The sequence below is a fragment of the Kitasatospora sp. NPDC085464 genome, from assembly GCF_044541955.1.
Lineage (GTDB): Bacteria > Actinomycetota > Actinomycetes > Streptomycetales > Streptomycetaceae > Kitasatospora.
The window spans coordinates 81,285-99,930 of the sequence record NZ_JBITTM010000005.1; the positions used below are offsets into that span (position 1 = coordinate 81,285).

Consider the following 18,646-nt stretch of genomic DNA (forward strand, 5'->3'; position numbering starts at 1 on the left):
GATCCCGTCATGCAGCCGCGAGTCTTCGCGATTCTCACCGCCCTGCTCCTGGGCGTCCTGGGCCTCGGGTCGGTGGCCGTCACCGACTGGTCGCCCGCGGCGGCCACCGCGACCCCGGCCGGCCCGGCCGCCGGGGCACCCGCCGGCGGCGCCCAGCCGGCCTCGGCGGGCGCGGCGAGCGCCACCCCGACCGGCGACCCGGCGGTGTGGACCCGCTCGACGCTGCGCAACAAGCTGATGGCCGAGATGGACGCCACCGACCCCGGTGTCGCCCTCGCCGACCTCGACAGGATCACCAAGGAGAAGCCGTACACCGTGCGCTTCTGCCACCCGATCGCGCACGAGCTCGGCCACGCGGCGGTCAAGCGGTTCAACGCCGACTTCCAGAAGGTCATCTCCTATCCGCACGAGACCTGCGCGGCCGGGTACCTGCACGGCGCCGTCGAGGAGATGCTCAACGCCTCCACCCAGCCCGAGGTGGACCTGCTCAAGCTCTGCGCGCCCAAGAACAGCGGCCCCTGCATCCACGGCGTCGGCCACGGCACGATGTTCGTCGCCAAGCAGGACGTCGCCAAGGCCCGCGACCTGTGCAACAAGTTCACCAGCGACCAGAACCGGATCCGCTGCTCCGAGGGCCTGTTCATGCAGCTCTTCGGCCCGGACGAGGAGGACGAGCAGGCCAAGGCCAACCTGCCCGCCGACAAGCTCGCCCAGGACCCGCTCTACCCGTGCAAGGACCAGCCGGCCCTGTTCCAGTCCGCGTGCTACTTCTACGCGCCGACGTTCTACCTCTCCTCGCACGACTACCCGAACCACCCCGAGGTCTACGCCGACGCCCTCAAGTGGTGCCTCAACGGCAAGGCCGGCGGCGGGGCGGTGGACTGCAGCCGCGGGGTCGGCTCGCGGACCATGAAGTACAACCTGGACCGCGAGGACTGGGCCGCCCAGCAGTGCGCCACCGCCGCCGACGGCTGGCAGCGCAAGGCCTGCGCGGAGGGACTGGTCAGCTACTACACGGTCAACTACACCGACGGCGGTGCGGCCGGCCGGCTCTGCGCCAAGATCACCGACAAGGAGATGCAGGGGTACTGCCGCTCCGCGGGCGGCCTGTCCGGCTCGCTGGACTGACCCCCGATCTCAGCATGAGGGCCCGCGCCGCACGGCGCGGGCCCTTTCCGTAAGATCACCGGACCATCGCCTGATCAGGGTGCGCCGAGGACGCCGCGCCTGCCCTCCCCGGCCTCCCTGGAGTGTCCCGCATGGCCACCGCCGACTTCCGCGCCGCCACCCACCCGGGCGACGACTTCCGTGCCGCCGCCCACGCCACCGCCGACCTGGTCTCCGACTACCTCGCCGAACTGCCGGACCGCCCGGTCTGGCAGCCCATGGACGAGACCGCGCGCCGGGCCCTGCTCGACGCCCCGCTGCCCGCCGACGGCCGCCCGCTCGCCGAGCTGCTCGACGCCATCGGGCGCGAGGTGATGCCGTACCCCATGGGCAACGGCAACCCGCGCTTCTTCGGCTGGGTCAACTCCGCACCCGCACCCGCCGGAGTGCTCGCCACCCTCGCCGCCTCCGCGATGAACCCCAGCTCGGCCGGCGGCGACCACGCCGACGTCCACCTGGAGCGCGCCGTCGTCCGCTGGATCGCCGAGCTCGTCGGCTTCCCGCACCCGGCCGGCGGCGGCCTGCTCACCTCCGGCACCTCGATGGCGACCATCATCTGCCTCACCGCCGCCCGCAACCGCGCCGCCCGCCTGGCCGGCCGGGACGTCCGCGAGGACGGCCTGGCGGGCCTGCCCCCGCTGGTCGGCTACGTCACCGGCGAGACCCACTCCTGCGTCCGCAAGGCCGCCGAACTCCTCGGCCTCGGCAGCAGGCACCTGCGCACCGTCGCCACCGGCCCCGACGGCCGCCTGGACACCGCGGCGCTGCGGGCGGCCGTCGAGGCCGACCGGGCCGCCGGGCTGCTGCCGTTCCTCGTCGTCGCCTCGGCCGGCACCGTCGGCACCGGCGCGGTCGACGCCTTCGGCCCGATCGCCGACCTGTGCGAGGAGCAGCGGCTCTGGCTGCACGTGGACGGCGCGTACGGCGCCTTCGGCCGGCTCGACCCCGCCATCGCGCACCGCTACGACGGCCTGGAGCGCGCCGACTCGCTCGCCCTCGACCCGCACAAGTGGCTGGGCGTCCCGGTCGACTGCGGCTGCGCCCTGGTCCGCGACACCGAGGAGCTGCGCGGCGCCTTCAGCCTCGTCCCGTCCTACCTGCGCGACGAGGCGGCCGGCGCGCTCGGCTGGTTCTCCGAGTACGGCACCGAGCAGACCCGTCCGTTCCGTGCCCTCAAGGTCTGGGCCACCATCGCCCACCGGGGCCGCGCCGGTCTCACCCGGGACATCGCCCGGTGCACCGAGCTGGCCCGACGCCTCGGCGAACTCGTCCGGGAGGACGAGGAGTTGGAGCTCCTCGCCGAGGTCCAGACCTCCATCGTGGCGTTCCGCCACCGCGCGCCCGGCCTGGACCCCGCCGCCCGCGACGCCCTCAACCGCGAGCTGCCCGTCGCCGTCCAGCAGCGCGGCCGGGTCTTCGTCACCGGCGCCCGCCTCGGCGGCGACGAGATGCTCCGCGCCTGCCTCCTCAACGCCACGACGACGGAGGCGGACCTGCGCCTCCTGCTCGCCGAGGTCAAGGCCGCCGCCCGCGACCTGCTCCCGTAACAGCCCCGCGCGGACCGTAACCGCCTGGTCACGACGGACGCCCGGCCGGGAAACACCGGTCGGGCACCGTGGTGGCATGGAGCACTCGAAGCCCTCTCCCCGCCGTGCCGCCGGCGCTCTCCGCACCCACCGCTGGCGCCGGGACACCGTCGAACTCGCCGCCGTCTTCCTCTCCGTCACGGCGGCCGACCTCATCGCGAAGATCGTCGTCCACGGCCCGGACGGCCCGGTCGTGGTCGCCGCCTCCGCGCTGGCCCTGCTCACCACCGCCCTGCTCCACAGCTGGTGGTCACCGCACGCCCCGCCACCGGCCACGCTCTGGCGGGTGCGCACCACGGCCCTCGCCCACACCCCCACGACGCTGGCCGACCACCGGATCACCCTGCTCTCCGTCCACCCCCACCCCACCACCGACGAGCTCTACCTCCGCACCGAGCCCTCGGTCACCCCGGCCGTGCTGACGGCGCTGCTGACCACCACCGGCCACACCCTCCAGGACGTACCGACCCGCATCGCCTGAGTTGGCCCCGCCGCCCCGCCGCCCCGCCGCCCCGGGCCCTGGGCGCCGGGCCCGGGCCTCAGGCCGGGCCGGGGTCGTTGGGGTGCGGTTCGAGCGGCGTCACCACGGCGGTCATCCACGGCCACAGCGGGAGGCTGCCCAGCACCTCCGCCCGCAGCTCCGTCTCGTCGGCCGCCCGCCAGACGCCGATGCTGCGCCGCTCGCCGACCGGGCGCCACAGCCGCGCCAGCCGGCCGTCGGCGGCCAGCTCGCGGGCCCGGACGGCCTCGGCGGCCCGCCGCCGGTCGACCTCCTCCTCGGCGGTGCCCTCGGGGATGGCGGTGGTGATCTCGACCAGGAACTCCTGCACGGCCCTGCTCCCTTCTCGCCCCGGCCCCCGCCCCCTCATCGTCGGCCCGGCCCCCGCCCGCCGCCACGACGGGTCGGCCCCCGGTGGGCCGGTCGGACGAATCCGGAACCGACTTCGGGCGGCCCTGCGCCCGCTGGGAGGCGGGGCACTCCCCCGCGGCGGCATCCTCCCCGTAGGCAGCCGGACGAGCACCGGGCGCCGTTCCCCCGCCGCACACCCCGGGAGCACCCGCCATGCAGCACACCACCGAGGCCGACGAAGCGATCCTGCGCAACGTCCTCGACAGCTGGAAGGCCGACGTCGACCGGCACCGGCCCGAGCGGGTCGCCGACCTCTTCACCGAGGACGCGATCTTCCAGGGCCTGCACCCGTACAGCGTCGGACGCCCCGGCATCGCCGCCTACTACGACGCGCAGCCCCTCGGCATGACCGCCGACTACCGCGTCCTGGAGACCAGGCGCCCGGCCGAGGACCTCGTCCTCGGCTACCTGGGCGTCGACTTCTCCTTCACCGACCGGCCCACCGTCGCCGTCAAGCTCGGCGTCCTGCTGCGCCGCACCGAGCAGGGCTGGGCCATCGCCCACTACCAGGTCTCCCGGCTGGACGGCACGCCCTGACAGCCCGGGGCGGGCCCGGCGCCGGGCCTCGGTCCCCGGCCTTCACCTCGACCGCGACGCGGATCGCCGGCGTGCGCGCGGCGAGTCCGTCAGGCGTCATGGCGCCGGATGCCACGTCAGCGCACGGACATTCCTTCCGGGGAGGGTCCGTGCGCTGACGGGTCGTATGCCGCTCAGCCCTTGTCGGCCGGCTGCACGACGCACAGGGCGTTGCCGAGCATGGAGCCGAAGCCGCCGAGCAGGGTGCCGGTGACGGCCTTGCAGGCGGCGGCCTCCTGCGGGGTCTTGGGGCCGTTGTGGCTGTTGTCGGCCGCCGCGGCCGACTGGGCGAAGGCCAGCGGTACGGCCAGCAGCAGGGCGGCACAGGCCGTGGCCGGTGCGAAGGTCTTGGAGAACACGGGGAGCCCCTTCGGGTCGAGGTGGGATCGGCGGAAAGCCGAGCCATCCCTATCCGAAGGGGCTCCCCCGCTCGCGGATCCTGGGCCATCCGTGAGCGTGTCCGCCTCAGCGGGTGTCGCCCGTCCGCTCCAGCGCCCGGATCGCGGCGACGAGTTCACCGACGCCGTGCTCCTTCAGCACCCCGTAGTGGTCCCCGGCCAGGTCGACCACGGCGGGCGGGGCCGCGGAGTAGCCGCTGCTGCCCTCGATGAAGGAGTAGTCGTCGCCGGCGGCCTTGAAGACGGTCACCGGGGCGTCCAGCCGCCGCTCGGCCAGCTCGCGGAAGCTGTACTCGAACTCGTAGGTCTCGCCGACGATTCCGGTGATCCGGCGGATCAGCTCCTCGTCCAGCTCCGGCAGCACCCGGTGCACGGAGGCGACGAAGCCGTCCTCGTCCGCCGTCTCGGCCAGGCAGCGGGCCAGCTCGGGGCCGCTGATCCGGCCGGTGAACACCCCGAACAGGATGGTCACGTACGCGGGGTTGGCGTACGAGGCCTCACGGCCCCACCGGTGGCCGTCGTCCTGGCGCACCTCCGGGTTGCCGGGGCAGATCAGCAGCAGGTTCTCCACCCGCTGACCGGCCTGTTCCAGCTGCCAGGCGGCCTCGAAGGCGACCCGGGCGCCGAAGGAGAAGCCCCACAGGGTGTACGGGCCCTCGGGCTGCACCCGGCGCAGTTCGGCGACGTCGGCGGCGGCCATCTCCCGGATGGTCGGGTACGGCGTCTCGCCCTCGTTGATGCCGTGCGCCTGGATGCCGTAGAAGGCGCGGCCGTCGCTCGCCTCCCGGCCGAGCAGGCGCAGGTTCATCGGGTAGCCGCCCAGCCCGGGCCAGCAGAACACCGGCCGGCCGGACTCGCCCGGGTGCAGCGGGATCAGCCGGGAGCTCGCGCCCCCGGCGGACGCCCCGCCGTCCGCCGCGCCGGCCGCCCCGCGGGCCCGCTCGATCCGCGCGGCCAGGTCGCCCAGCCGGGGGCACTCGAACAGCACCTGCAGCGGCAGGGCGACGTCGAACTCGCGGTTGATCCGGTTGACCAGGGCCACGGCGATCAGCGAGTTGCCGCCGACGGCGAAGAACTCGTCCGTCACCGAGACGTCCTCGTACTTCAGCGCCTGCCCCCAGGCCTCGGCCAGCCACCGCTCGTGCTCGGTGCCCGGGGCGACGTACTCGCCGCGGACGTCCGCCGTGCGGACGGCGTCGGAGGCGGCGAGCGCCTTGAGGTCGACCTTGCCGTTCGCGGTGAGCGGCAGGGCGTCCACGATCAGCACCCGGTTGGGCAGCATGTAGTCGGGCAGCAGGTTGGCCAATTCGTCCTTGATGATCTCGGCCGGTCCCTTCATGTGGACGGCGTCCTCCTGCATGCCCTCGCTGCGGATCTGCTCCTCGCTCACCTTGCCGCCGAGGAAGAAGTACGACGCGCCGCCGGCGATGCCGCGGCCGGCCAGGACCTCGTCGATGCGGCGGGCGGCGGGCAGCGGGTGGCCGGACTTGGAGCTGTAACCGGAGGACATGAAGCCCAGGCCCAGGCCGTTGCGCTGCAGGTGGTGCAGCCTGGTGCCGAGCGCGACGTACTCCAGCCACTCCTCCTCGGCGCGGCTCACGGCGGTGATGCCGAACGCGGCGCGGGCGTAGACGGACTGGTTGATCGCTATCACGTGCCGGGACTCCACCACCGCGTCCGAGATCCGCGCCAACTCGCCGTCGGCGTACCGGTAGAGGCCGCCCGGCAGGCCGTCCACCCGGCCCTCGTGGGCCTGGAGGTACAACTCGGTGCGGTCGGCGCGGGCCGTGCCGTCGTTGCGGACGACCGCGAAGCCGCCCAGGTAGTGGTCCTCCTCGGCGACGTCCAGCCGCTCCTTGGCCTGCGGGTCGAGGCCGAGCGGGCGCACGTCCAGCCCGTACTCGGGCAGCACCTCCTCGAAGACGCCGAGCATGTGGCCGGCCTCGAACTCCAGCACCTCGCGGATGTTGTTCTTGTACACCGGCTCGATGGCGCCGTGCTTCCCGGAGAAGTGCAGCGTCAGGTACGCCTCCTCGCGGGCCTCGGCGGGACCGATCCGCACCAGGCCGTGCTCGACCGGGTGGTAGTAGTACAGCCCGGCCGCGAGCCCGTCCAGGCCGCCGGTCTCCAGGTACAGCTGGGTGGCGTAGAGCGCGCCCGGCGAGGCGTACGCGTACTTGGGCAGCAGCCGCTCCTCGCTGTGGAACTGGCCGAACCACCGCAGGACGCGGCCGAGTTCGGGGAAGCTCAGCAGTTCCAGGTCCCGGCCGAAGGCGCCGGCCGGGCGCGGGGCGAGCAGCGCGGTGAGGTCCTCGCGGGTGACCGGGCCGCCGTCGTAGAAGCGGTAGGTCTTGCGGGCGAAGGTCTCCCGGCGCTGGGCCTCGCTCTCCCGCCGCCCGGGCAGCTCGACCCGTTCGCGGCCGGCGAGCCGGGCCGGCTCGCGCACGCCCGGGTCGGAGAGCTGCGCCTTGACCTGCAGCTTGCTGGCCTTGGACTGGTGGTGGCCGCCGTGGTTGCCCTGGTCCATCAGGGCGGCCTCGCGCGGGTTGAGTTCGACGCAGGCGACCAGGCTCCGGTGGCCGGTGCGGTCGTCGCCGGTGACGATCGCGGCCGATCGGCGCACCCAGGTGTGCTCCTCGATCGCGCGGGCGATCTCGTCCAGCTCGACCCGGTAGCCGCGCAGCTTGACCTGGTTGTCGACCCGGCCGGCGAACTGGATGGTGCCGTCCGGGTTCCACCGGGCGAGGTCGCCGGTGCGGTACAGCCGCTTGCCCCGGGCGAACGGGGAGGGGACGAACCGCTCCTCGGTCAGCTCCGGCCGGTGCAGGTAGCCGCGGGCCAGCTGCACGCCGCCGATGTACAGCTCGCCGACGCCGTCGGCGTCGACCGGCACCAGCTGCTCGTCCAGGATGTAGCACTGGGTGTCGGCGACCGGCCGGCCGATCGGCACCGAACCGGCGCCGTCGCCCAGCTCGGCCGGGTCGACCACGTGGGCGGTGGCGTTGATGGTGCACTCGGTCGGACCGTACAGGTTGACCAGCGACACCCCGGGCAGCGCCCGGCCCAGGTCGCGGGCGAGCCGCCGGGACAGCGCCTCGCCGCCGGAGAACAGCCGGGCCAGGCCGGTGCAGTCGGTGAAGCCCTCGGTGTCCAGCAGCGCCTGGAGCAGGGTGGGCACGCACTGCAGCGCGGTGACGCCGTGCCGCCGCACGGTGGCGACCAGCGCCTCCGGGTCGCGGTAGAGGCCGGGCGTGCCGGCCACCACGCGGGCGCCGACGGCCGGGGCGAGGATCTCCCACTGGGCGGCGTCGAAGCTCATCGGGGTCTTCTGCAGCACGGTGACCGCGGGGTCGAGGTGCCCGGCGTCGCGCATCCAGCGCAGCTGGGAGACCACCGCCCGGTGCTCGATCATCACGCCCTTGGGGCGGCCGGTGGAGCCGGAGGTGTAGATGACGTAGGCCAGCGACTCCGGCCGGGCGGCGTCCTCGGCTGTGGCGTCCTCGGCTGTGGCGTCCTCGGCTGTGGCGTCCTCGGCTGTGGCGTCCTCGGCCACGTCGGCGACCTCAGCCCCGGCCTCGACGGCTACGGCTTCCGCGGCCCCCGGACGGCCCTCCGGGGCCCCCTCGACGGTGACGATCGCGGTCCCGGCCGGGGCGAGCGCGGCCAGCCGCCCGCGCAGGTGCTCCTGGGTGAGCACGATCCGGGTGCCGCTGTCCTCGATCATGTAGCGGAGCCGGTCATCGGGGTACTCCGGCGACAGCGGCAGGTAGCCGGCCCCGGCGTACAGGACGCCCCAGGCCCCGGCGACCAGCTCCACCGACGGCTCGACGTACAGGCCGACGCAGGTGTCGGGGCCGGCGCCCAGGCGGCGCAGCTCGGCGGCCAGCCGGCGGGCCGTCCCGGACAGCTCCGGGAAGGTCAGGCCGCGGCCCTCGCCGATCACGGCCGGGGCGTCCGGCCGGATGCGCGCCTGGCGGTCGAGCAGGGCGGTGAGCGCGGTGCCGACCGGGGCGCGGCGGGCGTGCGGGACGGCGGTGGTGGGGGTGGTGGCGGTGACGGAGGCGGACGGGGTGTTGCGCATGGGAAGTGCCTTCGGTACTCGGGGGAAGGGATCCCGGCGGCCTGCTCTCCAGGAGCGCCGGGCACGGATCCACCGTCGGCCGCCCGCCGTCCCGCCCGCCTGAGGCACCGGTCTGGACCTGTGCCGGCTCCGTCCCGGCCCCGGAATGGGCGGTCCCGAGCGCGTCCCGGGCGCGGTCCGGGGTCGTCCCGGGGACGCTCCGGGCATTCGGGCGTTCACGATCACGTAACCGAACGGAAGCGAAGCGTAGGTAGCGTCGGCCCCATGACGGCATCGCGCACTCGACCCGAACGGCTCTGGCACCGACCCTTCCGCAGGTCGGACCGCAGGTGCGCGGTGCCCGAGGGGCAGGCCGGCCGCCCGCCCGTGCTCACCGAGGGCCCGTTCCGGGTCGCCCGGCAGCACCCGCACCAGCCGTCGCGCCCGCAGCCACAGCCGCACCCCCACCACGGTCCGACCGACCGGGCCCCGGAGGCCCCGTCCCGGCTGTCCCTGCCGGACGGGACCGAGCTGCTGCTGCGCCCCGCCGACCCGGCCGACAAGGCCGCGGCCCTGGCGATGCACGACCGCTGCTCCCCCGCCGCGCTGCGCCTGCGCTACCACGGCCCGGTCCGCGACGCCGACCGCTACCTCGACCACCTGCTGGACCCCCGGCACGGCCACAGCCTCGCGGTGACCGCCCCGGACGGCCGGATCGTCGCCCTCGGGCACCTGATGTGGGACGACGACGAAGCGGAGCTGGCCGTCCTGGTCGAGGACGCCTGGCAGCGCCGCGGTCTGGGCGTGGCGCTGCTGCGGCGGCTGTCGGACACGGCCCGGGCGGCCGGGATCGGGACGGCGTACGCGGTGACCCACGCCGCCAACACCGGCCTGATCGCCGCGATGCGCCGGCTGGAGGCGCCGCTGGACGTCCGGGCCGAGGACGGCACCCTGGTGATCACCGCCGTCCTGGGGGCCGGGGATCCGGCCGCTTGCACCCCCTGACCGGGCCTCCGATCATTTCTTCACCAGATCCTTACCGGAGCGTCCCGGGAACCCGACGGAGCCGGTGGGCGTCCTGAAGCGGAAGAGACTCCGTCCGTACACGGCTCTCCTTGACGGGCCGTCAGCAGCCCCGGTCGGCGCGTCGCAGCAGGCGGCGCGGGGTCCGGATCGTCCGGTCGGGCGACGGAGTCGGTAGGCTGACCCCCGTCCCCGCCGCCCGACGGCCCGTTGTCCGGTCCAGGGCGGTGCCGCAGCAAGGAGGAACCACTGAGCATGGCAGGCACCGAATCGGAGCCCACAGGCGCACGCGACGCCTCGCTGCCGGCCCGCGCCAAGATCGCGGTCACGGCCGGCCGGGTCGCCGCCGCCGTGTCGCGCAAGGCCGGACGCGGGAGCGGCTCGGTGATCGGCGGCAAGGTCGCCCTCAAGCTCGACCCCGACCTGCTGGCCACCCTCGCCGACCACCTCGACGTCGTCCTGGTCAGCGCGACCAACGGCAAGACCACGACCACCCGACTGATCGCCGAGGCGCTGCGCGCCGCCGGCCCGGTGGTCTCCAACGCCCTCGGCGCCAACATGCCGGCCGGCATCACGTCCGCCCTGGCGGGCGGCACGGAGGCCCGCTTCGGCGTGATCGAGGTCGACGAGAAGTATCTGGCGATGGTCGCCCGCGACACCCGCCCCAAGGCGATCGCGCTGCTCAACCTCTCCCGCGACCAGCTCGACCGCGCCGCCGAGACCCGGATGATGGCCGAGAAGTGGCGCGAGGGCCTGCAGGACACCGAGGCCGTGGTCATCGCCAACGCCGACGACCCGCTGGTCACCTGGGCCGCGTCCTCCTGCAAGAAGGTGGTCTGGGTGGCCGCCGGGCAGGCCTGGAAGGAAGACGCCTGGTCCTGCCCCGCCTGCGGCGGTGTGATGCAGCGCCCCGGCGAGGACTGGTTCTGCCAGGAGTGCGGCTTCCGTCGCCCCAACCCGCACTGGGCGCTCCAGGGCACCCACGTGATCGACCCTCAGCGCGGCGCCTGGCCGATCCAGCTGCAGCTGCCCGGCCGGGCCAACCTGGCCAACGCCACCAGCTCGGCCGCCGTCGCCGCCGTGTTCGGCGTCTCCCCGCAGGTCGCCCTGGAGCGGATGCGCTCGGTGACCGCCGTGGCCGGCCGCTACGACGTGGTCCAGTACCAGGGCCGGGACATCCGGCTGCTGCTGGCGAAGAACCCGGCCGGCTGGCTGGAGACCTTCTCGCTGATCGACGGCCCGCCGGCCCCGGTGATCCTCTCCGTCAACGCCCTCGACGCCGACGGCACCGACACCTCCTGGCTGTGGGACGTCGACTACGAGCGCCTCGCCGGGCACCCCGTCTTCGTGATGGGCCAGCGCAAGCTGGACCTGGCCGTCCGCCTGGAGGTCGCCGGGCTGCAGTTCCACGTGGTGGACACCCTGGAGCAGGCCGTCCGGATGGCGCCGCCCGGCCGGATCGAGGCCATCGCCAACTACACCGCCTTCCAGCAGCTGCGGAAGGTCGTGGCCGGCTGATGCCGCGCCCGCACACCAGTCTTTACGTGACGGAAGGCCTTCGAGGATGAGTGAGAGCAGCCTGCGCGTGGTCTGGGTCTACCCGGACCTGCTCAGCACCTACGGCGACCGCGGCAACGCCCTGGTCGTGGAGCGCCGGGCCCGCCAGCGCCACCTCAACGTGACCCGGATCGACGTCCGCTCCGACCAGGCGATCCCCACCAGCGGGGACATCTACCTGATCGGCGGCGGCGAGGACCGCCCGCAGCGCCTGGCCGCCGAGCGGCTGCGCGCCGACAGCGGCCTGGTGCGGGCCGCCGAGAACGGCGCGATCATCTTCGGCGTCTGCGCCGGTTTCCAGATCATGGGCCACGAGTTCATCAACGACCTCGGCGAGCGGGAGCCGGGTCTGGGCCTGCTCGACGTCTGGACCCAGCGCGGCGAGGGCGCCCGCTGCGTCGGCGACGTGCTCGCCGACGTCGACCCCCGCCTCGGCCTGCCGCAGCTGACCGGCTTCGAGAACCACCAGGGCGTCACCCACCTCGGCCAGGGCGTCCAGCCCTTCGCCACCGTCTCCGTCGGCCGGGGCAACGGCACCGGTGACGGCTCCGAGGGCGCCTGGCGGGACACCGTCTTCGGCACCTACCTGCACGGCCCGGTGCTGGCCCGCAACCCCGCCGTGGCCGACATGCTGATCAAGCTGGCGCTGGACGTCAACGCCCTGCCGCCGGCCGACACCACCTGGTACGACGCGTTGCGCGCCGAGCGCATCGCCGCGGCCACGCGCCCCGCGTAGTACGCCGGTACGCCCCGGCCGGGTGCCCGCGATGCGGTCACCCGGCCCGCGGGCGGCCCCGGACGTACGACAATGGGGCTGCCTACTGCACACCCTCCTCGGCAGCAGGCTGCACTTCCGCGCGGGGGCGCCGACGGCGCCGCTCCCGCGTCGGCTCCTGCCCGGCCGGACCAGGGGCCGTATGCTCGACATCACGGTCGGTTCAGGACGTTCTGTCCGGATCGCCCGGTCCTTCACCCCACGGCCACCTCCCCGCCAGCGCGGTGCGGGAGCGCCCCGTCGCGGTGACGGCTCGTCGTCCCAGCCTGTAGTCCGGCCGTACCTCGGTTCTGCTCGGGAGTTGCAAAGCTAATGCGTATCGGAGTGCTGACCAGCGGCGGTGACTGCCCCGGCCTGAACGCGGTGATCCGTTCCGTGGTGCACCGTGGGGTGGTCGACCACGGCGACGAGATCATCGGGTTCGAGGACGGCTGGCGCGGATTCCTGGAGGGCCACCACCGCCCCCTCACGCTGGACTCGGTGAGCGGCATCCTGGCCCAGGGCGGCACCATCCTCGGTTCCTCCCGGGTCCAGCCCAGCCACCTGCGGGACGGCGTCGAGCGCGCCAAGAAGTACTGCTCGGACCTCGGCCTGGACGCGGTCATCCCGATCGGCGGCGAGGGCACCCTCAAGGCCGCCAAGCTGATGAGCGACGCGGGCCTGCCGATCGTCGGCGTGCCGAAGACGATTGACAACGACATCGCCGCCACCGACGTGACCTTCGGCTTCGACACCGCCGTCTCGGTCGCCACCGAGGCGCTGGACCGGCTGAAGACCACCGCCGAGTCCCACCAGCGGGTCATGGTCGTCGAGGTCATGGGCCGGCACACCGGGTGGATCGCCCTCAACGCGGGCATGGCGGCCGGTGCGCACGCCATCGTCGTCCCTGAGCGCGCGTTCCACATCGAGAAGCTCACCGCCGTCGTCCGCGAGCGCTTCGACCGCCAGAAGAAGTTCGCCATCGTGGTCTGCGCCGAGGGCGCCAAGCCCGAGCCCGGCACCATGCACTGGGAAGAGGGCAGCAAGGACATCTACGGCCACGAGCGCTTCACCGGCATCGCCACCCAGCTCTCCCGCGAGCTGGAGCACCGCCTCGGCAAGGAGGCCCGTCCGGTCATCCTCGGCCACACCCAGCGCGGCGGCACCCCGACCGCCTACGACCGGGTGCTCGCCACCCGCTTCGGCTGGCACGCCGTCGAGGCCGTCCACAAGGGCGCGTTCGGGCACATCACCGCGCTGCAGGGCACCAACATCAACCTGGTGCCGCTCGCCGAGGCCGTCGCCGAGCTGAAGACCGTCCCGCAGGAGCGCTACCTGGAGGCCGAGACGGTCATCTGACCCGACCGGCCCCGCGAAGGCCCCCGGATCCGCCGTGGCGGGTTCCGGGGGCCTTCGCGCACCCGGCGGGCGTCCGTGCGTCCCGCCCGCTAGCGTGGCCGCAGACCCCGGCCCGGCCGCAGACCCGGGCGCGGGAGCCGACTGGAGGGACCGCGCATGGACATCCTCGCGTACGGGGTGCAGGCCGACGAACGGCCGCTGCTGGAGGCCGCCTTCGCGGGCCGGCACGGGCTGCGCTGCCTGGACGTGTTCCTGAACCGGGACACCGCGCCGCTGGCCGCCGGCTACCCGGTCGTCAGCAGCAGCGTCAACGCCGTCCTGGACGCCGAAACGCTCGCGGCGCTGGCCGACGGCGGCACCAAGCTGATCGCCCAGCGCTCCACCGGCTTCAACAACATCGACCTGGACGCCGCCGCCGAACTCGGCCTCACCGTCGCCCGGGTGTCCCACTACAGCCCGAACTCCGTCGCCGAGCACGCCTGGGCGCTCGCCCTGGCCGTCAACCGCCGCCTCACCCGCGCCGCCAACCGAACCCGCGAGTTCGACTTCCGCCTCGACGGCCTGCTCGGCCGGGACGTCCACGGGATGACCGTCGGCGTCATCGGCACCGGCAAGATCGGCGAGTGCTTCGCCCGGATCGCCGCCGGCTTCGGCACCGAGCTGCTCGGCTGGGACATCGCCGAGAACCCGGCCTGCCGCGAACTCGGCATGCGGTACACCGAACTTCCCGAACTCCTCACCCGCGCCGACCTGGTGAGCCTGCACGTGCCCCTGCTGCCGGCCACCCACCACCTGATCGACGCGGCCGCGCTGGCCCGGATGAAGGACGACGCGATCCTCGTCAACTCCAGCCGCGGCGGCCTGATCGACAGCGCCGCCCTGGTCGAGACGCTGCGCGCCGGACGCCTGTCGGGCGTCGGCCTGGACGTGTACGAGGAGGAGACCGGCGTCTTCTTCACCGACCGCTCCATCCACGGCATCACCGACGACGTCCTCGCCCGGCTGGTCACCTTCCCGCAGGTGCTGGTCACCAGCCACCAGGCCTACTTCACCCGCACCGCGGTCGGCCAGATCATCGACGCCACCGCCCGCAACGTGGACGACTTCGCCGCCGGGCGGCGCAGCGAGAACACGCTGGTCCCGGCCGGGCGGCGGACCGCCTGACGGGCGGTCGGACACCGGTGCGCAGGCACCGGCGTCCGACCGGGTCGGGCCGGGAGGCGGCTCAGAAGGCCGCGTTGACGCAGGCCAGACGGTTGCCGGCCTTGCCCGCCGAGCCCGCGGCCGTCTCGGTCTTCATCGCGTGCAGGACGACCGACTTGGGCGCGCGGCCGTCGGAGAAGTCCCAGGGCTGCTTCGACCAGACCACGGCGTGGCCCTGCTCGTCGGTCCGGAAGTCCAGCCAGATCTCGTTGGTGGGGTTGGCGAACTGCGGGTCCGTCGAGGCGCCCTTCGGGTCGGGGGTGTGCTCGAAGTGACCGCCGGCCGCGTCGCCGTCGGCACCACAGGCGTTGACGTGCGCGTGCGAGCCGTAGACCGTGTTCGGCAACAGGCCGGCGAGCTCCATCTTCACCAGCGTGCTGCCGCCCGCCGCGAGGACCTGCACGGTGGCCTTGGCGCCCGCCGGGACCTTGGTGGCGTCGTAGGTGACCGCCGCCGGGTTCGCCGCGAAGTCGCCGAAGACGCCGTCGGTCCTGTGCGCCGCGCCGAGGTCGGTCCTGGTGTCGCCGTCGGTCATCGCACCGTGCATCGCCGTCCCGGGGCTCAGGTGGCCGTCGGCGGACGTGTCCATCGCCATGGTCGACGGGGCCGCGGCGGTGGTCGGCGCCGCCGGGGCGGAGGTGCCGGACGCCGCCGGGGAGGTCGAGGAGGAGCTGCAGGCGGCGAGCAGCGGAGCGGCCACGAGGGCGGCGGCGAGGGTGATGAGGGAGCGCTTCATGATCAGATGACCTCGTATGTCGGTGCAGGAGTCGGCGGCCAAGCGCGGCGTGACCGCCTCGACGGGCAGCCGTCCGGTCCGTCCGGCGGCTGCCCGACAGGCTGCACGGAGCGCCCTTGCGCACGGGTTCATCCTGGGAAACGCCACCGGGGCGACGGCGTCACCACATCGCCGCTTCAACGCGTCGGCGCATCGGCGCATCGGCGCATCGGCGCATCAAGCTTCGCCGCAGCACCGCGTCGCCGCAGCACCCACGTCATCCGCGTCGAGGCGTCACGGCGCGAGCGCCGAGCGGTACCACGCGGCGGCCTCGGGGAGGCGGGCGAGCGGGCCGGGGCCGGGCGGGCAGGCGGCCAGCTGCCAGATCTCCTCGCTGCGGTACCAGTGGTCGCGGGCGACCAGGGAGAACTGGCGCTCGGAGACCCGGCCGGGCGCGGCGGCCAGCAGCCGGCAGCACTCGTCCCACGGGACGTCCGGCACGTCCGGACCGTCCAGGGCGGGCAGCAGGCCGAGCGCGGCCAGACCGGCGAGCAGGTCGCCGGCGCGGACCGGGTCGGGGTGGGAGGCGTGGTGGACGCCGGGCGGGGCGGCGTGGTCGTCCAGGGCGAGCACGGTGATCAGCCGGGCCAGGTCGGTGCGGTCCACGACCGAGAGCCGGGCCTCGCCGCCGTCCCAGCGGACCGGCACCCGGCGGACCAGCTCGGCCAGGGCGGGCACCACCCAGCGGTCGCCCGTCCCGGTGACCAGCCCCGGGCGCAGCACGTGCGCTCCGGCGTCCAGGGCGTGGCGCTCGCCGAGCAGCCGGGTGCGGCTGGCCTCGGACAACGGGGCGGGCGTCACCCCGTCCACCGCGATGCCCGCGTGCGGGCCCTCGCCGTACACCGCCGCCGTGGAGAGGTGGACGATCCGGCGGACCCCGGCGCCGGTGCCGGCCGCCATCACGGCGGCCGTGCCGCGGACGTTCGCCGCCTCGCACTCCTCGGTGCCGCCGGAGACCCGGGAGGCCAGGTGCACCAGCACGTCGGCGCCCTCGCAGAGCTTCGCGAGCGCCGCCCCGTCGGCGAGGTCGCCAGGCACCCAGGTGGCGCCCGGGTCTGCGGCCTCCGGCACCCGGCGGGCCAGTGCGCGGACCCGTACGCCGCGCGCCGTGAGGGCCGCCAGGACGCCGGAGCCGATGAAGCCGGTCGCCCCGGTCAGTGCGACCGTGGTCGCCTCGGCGGCGCCCCGTTCCGCCGCCGTACGCGGTTCCGTCGCCGTACGCGGTTCCGTCGTTCGTGATTGTGTCGCCATGTCCGGGCCCCTCCCTGCCGACCGGCCGATCAGTCTAGCCAGCCGGCCGTCGGGCGGGGGTCACCACCCGTACGGAGGGGGCGGCGGACGGCCCGAGGTAAGGCCCACCTAGGCTGTGTGTGCCAGCAAAACGGGCGAACCGGACCCGCACCGGGGACCACGAGGACGGAAAGCAGGACCCGCCGATGGGCGACGGAATGTCAGGAATGCACCACCACGGCGGGATGACCCAGCTAGGACCGTTCACCTTCTCGAATGTGTGGACCTGGTCCCCGGACTGGGTGTTCCTGATCGCCGGCCTGGTCGTCCTGGGGCTCTACGCGGCGGGCGTGGTCCGGCTGTACCGGCGCGGCGACCGCTGGCCGATCGGCCGGATGGTCGGCTGGGCGGCCGGCGTCGGCACCCTGCTGCTGGTGACCTGCAGCGGGCTGAACGACTACGGGATGGTGCTGTTCAGCGCGCACATGATCCAGCACATGGTGCTCTCCATGCTGACGCCGATCCTGCTGCTGCTGGGCGCCCCGATCACACTGGCGCTGCGCGCCCTGCGCCCGGCCGGCAAGGGCCGCCCGCGCGGGCCGCGTGAGCTGCTGGTGGCGCTGCTGCACAGCCGGTACGTCCGGATCGTCTCGCACCCGGCGTTCACCATCCCGATGTTCATCGCGAGCCTGTACGGGGTCTACTTCACCCCGGCGTTCGACTTCCTGATGCAGTACCGCCTCGGGCACATCTTCATGATGGTGCACTTCCTGTTCACCGGTCTGGCCTTCTTCTGGCCGATCATGGGCGTGGACCCGGGCCCGCACCGGCCCGGCCACGTGATGCGGATCATCGAGCTGTTCATGGGGATGCCGTTCCACGCCTTCTTCGGCGTGGCGGTGATGATGGCCGCCCACCCGCTGGTCACCACGTTCACCGTGGAGGGCTCCCCGCCCGGGACGAACCTGCTGGAGGACCAGAAGCTGGCGGGCGGCATCACCTGGGCCTTCGGCGAGATCCCGACCGCGATCGTGCTGATCGCCCTGGTGTACCAGTGGATGGGCTCCGAACAGCGGCAGGCCCGCCGCCGCGACCGTGCCGAGGACCGCTCGGGCGACGCCGAGCTGGAGGCGTACAACGCCTACCTGGCCTCACTGCACCGGAACGACCGGCGCCCCGGGGCGGGCGCCGCACCCTCCGCTCCCGCCGCACCCGCCGTTCCTGCCGCCGAGGCGGGCTGAGCCCGGCGCCGGCCCCGCTCCGGATCCCCCTGGTCCCGAGAACCCCCGTTCCGCCTCCGGAGCGGGGGTTCCGCGGTTCCGGAGCGGCGCCCGGGACGGGTGCCGGGGCCGGTGCCGGGCCAGGACCGGGGGCGGCGCCGGAACGGTGGTTCCGCCGAACGCGTTCGAACGGGTATGCACGTCCTGCTGATCGTCGCCGCCCTGCTCTGCGGGTACGCCCTGCTCTGGCTGCTCGGCTTCCTCGGCTTCGCGCTGCTGTACCGGCGCCGCCGGCCCGCGCCGGTCGGCTCCGACTACCTGGTCGTCCTGGGCGCCGCGCTGGACGGCTGCGAGCCCGGCCGCACGCTGGCGGGCCGGCTGGACGCCGCGCTGGCCCGGCTCGCCGCCGAGGAGGCCGCGGGGTACGCCCCGCTGGTCGTGGTGACCGGCGGCAAGGGTCCGCACGAGCAGTGCACCGAGGCCGCCGCGATGGCCCGCTACCTGATCGACCGGGGCGTCCCGGCCGAGCGGATCCGGCGCGAGGAGCGGGCCGCGAACACCACCGAGAACCTCCGCTTCAGCGCCGCCCTGATGGCCTCGGAGCGGCCCGGCTACCGGTGCACCGTGGTCACCAGCGGCTTCCACACCGTCCGCTCCGCGCTCGCCGCCCGCCGGGCCGGCGCCCCCGCGGAGGTGCTCGGGGCGGACGGCCCGCTGGCGCACGGCCCGTACCTGCTCCTCCGGGAGGCCGTCGGTACCGCACTCGCCGTGTTCGGCCGGGTCTGAGCCCCACCCCCCACGGGCCTCCGGACCGGGCCGAGAGCCGAC

16 protein-coding genes are annotated in these 18,646 nt (G+C 74.2%); 11 read left to right on the forward strand and 5 right to left on the reverse strand.

Going from position 1 to position 18,646, the window contains the following annotated elements:
• The first annotated feature begins 9 nt into the window (after nucleotides 1-9).
• The 3 genes from ACIGG8_RS06095 to ACIGG8_RS06105 all read left to right on the forward strand — a co-directional run bounded on the left by ACIGG8_RS06095 (nucleotide 10) and on the right by ACIGG8_RS06105 (nucleotide 3,234).
• Nucleotides 10-1,128 carry a hypothetical protein gene (locus tag ACIGG8_RS06095; RefSeq protein ID WP_396546061.1) on the forward strand — a complete coding sequence of 373 codons (1,119 nt, stop codon included), beginning with the start codon at nucleotides 10-12 and terminating at the stop codon, nucleotides 1,126-1,128.
• Nucleotides 1,129-1,259: 131 nt separating this feature from the next.
• Nucleotides 1,260-2,714 carry a pyridoxal phosphate-dependent decarboxylase family protein gene (locus ACIGG8_RS06100; protein WP_396546062.1) on the forward strand — a complete coding sequence of 485 codons (1,455 nt, stop codon included), beginning with the start codon at nucleotides 1,260-1,262 and terminating at the stop codon, nucleotides 2,712-2,714.
• A 76-nt stretch (nucleotides 2,715-2,790) separates the two neighbouring features.
• Entirely contained in the window at nucleotides 2,791-3,234 is a 444-nt protein-coding gene (locus tag ACIGG8_RS06105; RefSeq protein ID WP_396546063.1) for a hypothetical protein, read from the forward strand.
• Nucleotides 3,235-3,292: 58 nt separating this feature from the next.
• Here the strand turns inward: ACIGG8_RS06105 and ACIGG8_RS06110 are convergent, their stop codons facing one another.
• Entirely contained in the window at nucleotides 3,293-3,583 is a 291-nt protein-coding gene (locus tag ACIGG8_RS06110) for a muconolactone Delta-isomerase family protein (RefSeq protein WP_350520149.1), read from the reverse strand.
• 233 nt (nucleotides 3,584-3,816) lie between these two features.
• Between ACIGG8_RS06110 and ACIGG8_RS06115 the strand changes: the two genes are divergently transcribed.
• A complete protein-coding gene (locus tag ACIGG8_RS06115; protein ID WP_396546064.1) occupies nucleotides 3,817-4,200 on the forward strand; it encodes a nuclear transport factor 2 family protein in 384 nt (127 codons plus the stop codon).
• Between the two features lie 173 nt (nucleotides 4,201-4,373).
• Here the strand turns inward: ACIGG8_RS06115 and ACIGG8_RS06120 are convergent, their stop codons facing one another.
• Together ACIGG8_RS06120 and ACIGG8_RS06125 are read right to left on the reverse strand one after the other, a co-directional pair.
• Nucleotides 4,374-4,598 (reverse strand): hypothetical protein, encoded by a 225-nt coding sequence (locus tag ACIGG8_RS06120; RefSeq protein WP_350520151.1) that lies wholly within the window; start codon nucleotides 4,596-4,598, stop codon nucleotides 4,374-4,376.
• A 106-nt stretch (nucleotides 4,599-4,704) separates the two neighbouring features.
• Nucleotides 4,705-8,718, reverse strand: a complete 4,014-nt coding sequence (locus ACIGG8_RS06125; protein WP_396546065.1) for an amino acid adenylation domain-containing protein — start codon at nucleotides 8,716-8,718, stop codon at nucleotides 4,705-4,707.
• A 336-nt stretch (nucleotides 8,719-9,054) separates the two neighbouring features.
• Here ACIGG8_RS06125 and ACIGG8_RS06130 point away from each other — a divergent pair, with 336 nt between their 5' ends.
• The 5 genes from ACIGG8_RS06130 to ACIGG8_RS06150 all read left to right on the forward strand — a co-directional run bounded on the left by ACIGG8_RS06130 (nucleotide 9,055) and on the right by ACIGG8_RS06150 (nucleotide 14,554).
• Nucleotides 9,055-9,702, forward strand: a complete 648-nt coding sequence (locus tag ACIGG8_RS06130) for a GNAT family N-acetyltransferase (protein ID WP_396546066.1) — start codon at nucleotides 9,055-9,057, stop codon at nucleotides 9,700-9,702.
• A gap of 273 nt (nucleotides 9,703-9,975) precedes the next feature.
• Entirely contained in the window at nucleotides 9,976-11,238 is a 1,263-nt protein-coding gene (locus ACIGG8_RS06135) for a MurT ligase domain-containing protein (RefSeq protein ID WP_350520154.1), read from the forward strand.
• A 46-nt stretch (nucleotides 11,239-11,284) separates the two neighbouring features.
• The gene (locus tag ACIGG8_RS06140) at nucleotides 11,285-12,013 is read left to right on the forward strand and encodes a glutamine amidotransferase (RefSeq protein ID WP_350520155.1); all 729 of its coding nucleotides are present in this window, start codon (nucleotides 11,285-11,287) and stop codon (nucleotides 12,011-12,013) included.
• Nucleotides 12,014-12,364: 351 nt separating this feature from the next.
• Nucleotides 12,365-13,390, forward strand: coding sequence for a 6-phosphofructokinase (locus ACIGG8_RS06145; RefSeq protein WP_350520156.1), 1,026 nt, complete (start codon nucleotides 12,365-12,367; stop codon nucleotides 13,388-13,390).
• A gap of 156 nt (nucleotides 13,391-13,546) precedes the next feature.
• Entirely contained in the window at nucleotides 13,547-14,554 is a 1,008-nt protein-coding gene (locus ACIGG8_RS06150) for a 2-hydroxyacid dehydrogenase (protein WP_396546067.1), read from the forward strand.
• A 61-nt stretch (nucleotides 14,555-14,615) separates the two neighbouring features.
• On the opposite strand, the gene ACIGG8_RS06155 is transcribed toward ACIGG8_RS06150, so the two are convergent.
• Nucleotides 14,616-15,329, reverse strand: a complete 714-nt coding sequence (locus ACIGG8_RS06155) for a superoxide dismutase (RefSeq protein ID WP_396546068.1) — start codon at nucleotides 15,327-15,329, stop codon at nucleotides 14,616-14,618.
• 273 nt (nucleotides 15,330-15,602) lie between these two features.
• Complete coding sequence (locus ACIGG8_RS06160; RefSeq protein WP_396546069.1) at nucleotides 15,603-16,619, reverse strand: NAD-dependent epimerase/dehydratase family protein; 1,017 nt, start codon at nucleotides 16,617-16,619, stop codon at nucleotides 15,603-15,605.
• Between the two features lie 206 nt (nucleotides 16,620-16,825).
• On the opposite strand from ACIGG8_RS06160, the gene ACIGG8_RS06165 reads away from it, so the two are divergent.
• Together ACIGG8_RS06165 and ACIGG8_RS06170 are read left to right on the forward strand one after the other, a co-directional pair.
• Nucleotides 16,826-17,839 carry a cytochrome c oxidase assembly protein gene (locus ACIGG8_RS06165; protein ID WP_396546185.1) on the forward strand — a complete coding sequence of 338 codons (1,014 nt, stop codon included), beginning with the start codon at nucleotides 16,826-16,828 and terminating at the stop codon, nucleotides 17,837-17,839.
• 174 nt (nucleotides 17,840-18,013) lie between these two features.
• A complete protein-coding gene (locus ACIGG8_RS06170; RefSeq protein ID WP_396546070.1) occupies nucleotides 18,014-18,604 on the forward strand; it encodes a YdcF family protein in 591 nt (196 codons plus the stop codon).
• Nucleotides 18,605-18,646 lie beyond the last annotated feature (42 nt).

Bases quoted from the DNA above. Each gene is read 5' to 3' on its own strand.
- ACIGG8_RS06095 (WP_396546061.1), top strand. From the start codon at position 10: ATGCAGCCGCGAGTCTTCGCGATTCTCACCGCCCTGCTCCTGGGCGTC.
- ACIGG8_RS06100 (WP_396546062.1), top strand. From the start codon at position 1,260: ATGGCCACCGCCGACTTCCGCGCCGCCACCCACCCGGGCGACGACTTC.
- ACIGG8_RS06105 (WP_396546063.1), top strand. From the start codon at position 2,791: ATGGAGCACTCGAAGCCCTCTCCCCGCCGTGCCGCCGGCGCTCTCCGC.
- ACIGG8_RS06115 (WP_396546064.1), top strand. From the start codon at position 3,817: ATGCAGCACACCACCGAGGCCGACGAAGCGATCCTGCGCAACGTCCTC.
- ACIGG8_RS06125 (WP_396546065.1), bottom strand. From the start codon at position 8,718: ATGCGCAACACCCCGTCCGCCTCCGTCACCGCCACCACCCCCACCACC.
- ACIGG8_RS06135 (WP_350520154.1), top strand. From the start codon at position 9,976: ATGGCAGGCACCGAATCGGAGCCCACAGGCGCACGCGACGCCTCGCTG.
- ACIGG8_RS06140 (WP_350520155.1), top strand. From the start codon at position 11,285: ATGAGTGAGAGCAGCCTGCGCGTGGTCTGGGTCTACCCGGACCTGCTC.
- ACIGG8_RS06145 (WP_350520156.1), top strand. From the start codon at position 12,365: ATGCGTATCGGAGTGCTGACCAGCGGCGGTGACTGCCCCGGCCTGAAC.
- ACIGG8_RS06150 (WP_396546067.1), top strand. From the start codon at position 13,547: ATGGACATCCTCGCGTACGGGGTGCAGGCCGACGAACGGCCGCTGCTG.
- ACIGG8_RS06155 (WP_396546068.1), bottom strand. From the start codon at position 15,329: ATGAAGCGCTCCCTCATCACCCTCGCCGCCGCCCTCGTGGCCGCTCCG.
- ACIGG8_RS06160 (WP_396546069.1), bottom strand. From the start codon at position 16,619: ATGGCGACACAATCACGAACGACGGAACCGCGTACGGCGACGGAACCG.
- ACIGG8_RS06165 (WP_396546185.1), top strand. From the start codon at position 16,826: ATGCACCACCACGGCGGGATGACCCAGCTAGGACCGTTCACCTTCTCG.
- ACIGG8_RS06170 (WP_396546070.1), top strand. From the start codon at position 18,014: ATGCACGTCCTGCTGATCGTCGCCGCCCTGCTCTGCGGGTACGCCCTG.